Annotated in this window: 4 protein-coding genes; all 4 read right to left on the bottom strand. The window is 67.6% G+C overall.

Going from position 1 to position 4,029, the window contains the following annotated elements; all coding sequences use genetic code 11:
- Positions 1 to 1,723: recombinase family protein (locus HY703_00090; protein ID MBI4543578.1), on the bottom strand; the 1,723-nt coding region annotated here is incomplete at its 3' end.
- Positions 1,714 to 2,025: a hypothetical protein gene (locus HY703_00085; protein ID MBI4543577.1), complete on the bottom strand. Its 312-nt coding sequence runs from the start codon at positions 2,023 to 2,025 to the stop codon at positions 1,714 to 1,716. The genes HY703_00090 and HY703_00085, both read right to left, overlap by 10 nt.
- Entirely contained in the window at positions 2,000 to 2,497 is a 498-nt protein-coding gene (locus HY703_00080; GenBank protein ID MBI4543576.1) for a helix-turn-helix domain-containing protein, read from the bottom strand. Before HY703_00080 ends, HY703_00085 begins: the two co-directional genes overlap by 26 nt.
- A 285-nt stretch (positions 2,498 to 2,782) precedes the next feature.
- Positions 2,783 to 3,928, bottom strand: a complete 1,146-nt coding sequence (locus tag HY703_00075; protein MBI4543575.1) for a transposase — start codon at positions 3,926 to 3,928, stop codon at positions 2,783 to 2,785.
- Positions 3,929 to 4,029 lie beyond the last annotated feature (101 nt).

Raw genomic sequence — 4,029 nt, 5'->3', positions numbered from 1 at the left:
TGTGATCGCTTGCTGCAACGCCGCCTGCAACTGTGAGAGGTATCGGTAGCCGCGCACCCGGCGCAAGCGCGGCTCGATGTCCAGCAGGACGGTCGCCAGCCAGCGATGCTTCTGCTCGCTCGTCGTCCAGCGATCTACCTTGACGGTCTTTACGCAAACCCAATTTAGTTGACAGTCGCGAATCACGGTGAGCATCCGGGCCCGACGGTGGGGGCGGGAGAGGGATCCGGTAGTAGATCGTCACTTCATATGGCGTGGTTTCGACGGCCTCGAGGACTTCGCGGAGCAGGGCTTGGCGTTCGCCGAAGGCCATGACGTCCATACGGTGTCGCATCCTTGTTGCCAGGAGATCCAGGCGCTGGAGGAGTTGCTGTTCTGCCGCCGCCTCCTGCTGAAGCTGGTCGACGCGCACCGCCTCGGTGTGCCATTGCTCTTCCCGGAGTCGTATCCCTGCCAGCCGGCGATCGAGCTCAGCCAACTCGATGGCGCCGCCTTGGTAGGCGTCCAGGAGGCGCTCCCGCTCGTTGCGGGCTGCCTGGAGCTGCCGGTCGAGGATCGCCCGTTGCGTCGCGAGCAGGGCGGCGTCCGGCGAGACCGTAGCTCCTGCCACCACCGCGTCCCGCAGCACGGCGGGGTTGCACACCATGTGGCGGACTTCCTCCCAGACGAGCGTGTCCAACGCCGTCGCGCGAAGATACGGGGCGGCGCACGGGGTCAGCGTCTCGCTCGTGTGGCGACACCGGTAGTAGTCGTTGTACCGCCCGTCTGCCCGAAGGGCGCGCACGGCGACCGCCGCATGGTGGCACAGCCCGCAGTGCACCAGCCCGCGCAGCAGCCAGCGCTCCTCCTTGAGGTGGCGGGGACTGAAGTGACGGTTTTCCGCGTGCCGCTGCTGAGACCGCCCAAACGTCTCGGGATCAATGATGGCGGGCACGGTGAGAATGATCCACTCCTCAGCCGGCCGCCGGCGCCGGGTGTGGGTCTTGTCGTCGGCCATCCGCGTGCGATTCACCGGCCAACTGCCGATGTAGACGGGGTTGCGGAGGATGCCGCGCACCGTCTGCGCCGTCCACAGTTGTCCGCCCTTGGGGGTCGAGATCCCTTGGACCTGCAGGCGCTGCGCGATGCTCCGGAGCGCGCACCGCTCCTCCACATGCCAGGCAAAGATCTGGCGCACCACCGCTGCCTCGCGTTCCTCGATACGCAGGTGGGCGGGCTCGATCGGCGTGCGGGCGACGCGGCGGTAGCCGTAGGGGGCGACCGAGAGGGCGACCTCGCCAGCGCGCAAGCGGAAGAGACGGCCGCGGCGGTTGCGCTCGGCGATCTTGGCGCGTTCGTATTCGGCCACCGCGCCCTGGATCTGCACCAGCAGGCGGGCGGCGGGATCATCGAGCGGGGGCTGCTCCACGAAGCGTACGGAGACCCCCCAGCGTTCCAGCTCTTCGAGGATGAGGACCTGGTAGGCGTAGTTCCGTGACAACCGGTCCGGGCTGAGCACGAGCACGGCCTCGAAGGCGTGCGCTTGGGCGCCATCCCGGAGCCGATCCAGGGCCGGGCGGTCGAGGCGGGCCCCGCTGAAGCCGTCATCACAGAACACACCCTGGGGGACGATCTCGTCGCCGTGGGCCGCCGCGTACGCGTGCAACGCTTCCACCTGGGAGGCGATCGTCCGCTCCTGCTCCTGCCGGGCTGAGGACACTCTCGCGTAGAGCGCTACCCGCATCGCGGCTGCTCCTGGCGTGCTGGCTCCGTCATGACGTCGCCGCCCCACAACAGGGTGGAGACGACACGTACCAGCCGCTTGTGGTTCGCCTCCGGGTCGCCGGTCCATGGCGGCGCGGCCTCGACCGAGCGCACCTGCCGCCTCCCCAGGCTCGGCCGGTGCGCCTGCGCGAGCTGACGTCCCAGGGAGAACGATCCACACGCCTCGCCGCCGAGCACCCGCGCACGTTCGCGCTCGTACGCGGCCTGCAGGGGATCGGCGGCGCAGAGGAAGCCCTCACCGTCGCCTCCTCCGCGGGGCATTGGGCGTAGGGGAAAAAAGACGCTTCGCAAGCACCCGCCGCACGGTGCGCGGGTGCACCCGGATGCCAAACTTCGTGGCCGCAGCCTCCGCCAGTGCCCGATAGTCCACCTCCGGATGCGCCCGGTGCTGCGTGCGGAGAAACCGGGCCAGCTCGGGCGTAACCTTGTGCGGACCTTTCGGCCCTGGCCGGTCGGGGAGTAACCCGCGCAGGCGTGCGGTGTGGAAGGCGGCGTCGGTGACATAGAAGGTTTGCCGGCTGAGCCCAAACCGGCGCGCCACCTCCACCACCCGGCCCCGGTCCACGTGGTGAGCCCGCAGCATCTCGTACTTGACCTGGACCAAGTCCCGAGCGTCGAAGAAGGGGCGGCACCGATGGAAGAGGGGATCCGCGACCTGCCCGGGATGCGGGTGCTGCAGGCTCGCCGGCACGGCCGCACGGTGTCGGATGGCGTCCAGCGCACGCTTGGCCACGGCTTCACTCTAGCACCGTCCGCTCTTTTTGTCAATCGAATTATAGTCAGTTTAGCCAGTCCCGTGCCATCTGTCTCGACCTCGTGGGTTGAGCAAGCAAATTGTCCATATTTATCGCATTCCACAGGCCACACTGTTGCGCACGGCGACAGAAACTGGTTGACGACAAGGGATATGTGATATAATCTCATTGACATCACTGCCCTCCCCGTGACCTTGCGTTCCGCCGGCGTCGGGGAGCGCGAATCCGTAAGGTGTACGGTGTTGCGGTGAGGTCTCTACGAACTACGCAGCGCAAGAATATCGCGTTTGCGGCAAGACCGTTTTCCCCGTGCGCTGCTCCACCTGCGCCAGGATCGACTCCAGCATGTTCGTGGTCTGGAAGTGCTGGCCGAGCGGCGCCGCGATCCCCAGGCGATGCAGCGTCAGCGTCTCCTCCAACCCTTCCGCCAGGCTGTGCGCCGCGTCCTCATTGAGGCGACGCAGTTCCTGGTGCAGGCGGTGGAGCGCGTCCCGCGCAGCGGTATAGGTCGGTTGTCGGTACGCGTGCTGCAGCTTCGCCCGCCACACCGCCTGCAGCCGCTGGGGCAAGTAGGCGACGACGTTCTCCCGCTTATGGTAGGTGCACCGTTGCACCTGGGCGCGTTCCCCGAGCACGTCCTGGACCGCCCGCCGCAGCCCCTTACTCCCATCGAGCACGACCAACAGCCCCTCGCCCACCCGGAGCCCACGCTCCACCAACTGGCGCAGGAAGGCGGCGCACACCGCGGCGTTCTCCGTCCCGGTCTGGACAAACCCCAGCAGCACCTTCTCCCCGCGCACCGTGATCCCCAGCGCGATCACCATCGTGTCCTCGGCGAACGTCTTGCCGTCCAAGATCAGGGCCACGAACTCGTCGCGGTCCAGCCGCCGCTCCTGCAGCGCCTGCAGCTTCCGCGCCGTCGCATACACGTAACGGCGCGAGATGCTCGACCGGCTCAGGCCAAACGCTTCAGGTACCGCCTCAGCGCAGGCCCGGTAGTCCCGGCAGCTCAGGCCATAGAGGATCCGCCGCAGCACGCCCTCATCCGCCGCCCGCGGCTGCTGCAAACGCGCATAGGCCTGCAAGGGCACCTCCGTCCCGGTCTGCCGATTCCGCACCCGGGGGATGGCGACGGGTACCTTCTGATCGGCCAGGTACACCGCGCCCCCCTGACGACCCCAGCGCACCAGGTGGGGCGCGCCATCCTGCCGCGCATAGCGCGGGCCGGCCAATGCGGCCACTTCGGCCTCCAACACCTCCGCCACGGCCTGCAACCCCAGCGGGATCAGCGTTTGGATCAGGGCTACCTTTGTCTCCAGGTCGGCGGGGGCCACGCGACCCGCAACAGCCTTCGCTGCACGGACGGGCTTGATCTTGCGGTCCTTGCTGACGCGCAGTACGCTAGACATGGGGCAGCTCCCTCCTGTGGTTGTTGTGGTGTTGGCCAAACGCTCACTTCACCACGTTGGGTGCTGCTCCCTTGCTTTTCAACTAACCCTGGGACACTCTC

It is taken from the genome of Gemmatimonadota bacterium (genome assembly GCA_016209965.1).
In the GTDB taxonomy this organism is placed as follows: Bacteria; Gemmatimonadota; Gemmatimonadetes; order Longimicrobiales; family RSA9; genus JACQVE01.
Note: the sequence above shows the minus strand (reverse complement) of the source record. Positions and strands in the feature narration are given on the sequence as shown.

Coding starts and splice junctions, on each gene's coding strand:
- HY703_00075 (MBI4543575.1), bottom strand. CDS start 3,928: ATGTCTAGCGTACTGCGCGTCAGCAAGGACCGCAAGATCAAGCCCGTC.
- HY703_00085 (MBI4543577.1), bottom strand. CDS start 2,025: ATGCCCCGCGGAGGAGGCGACGGTGAGGGCTTCCTCTGCGCCGCCGAT.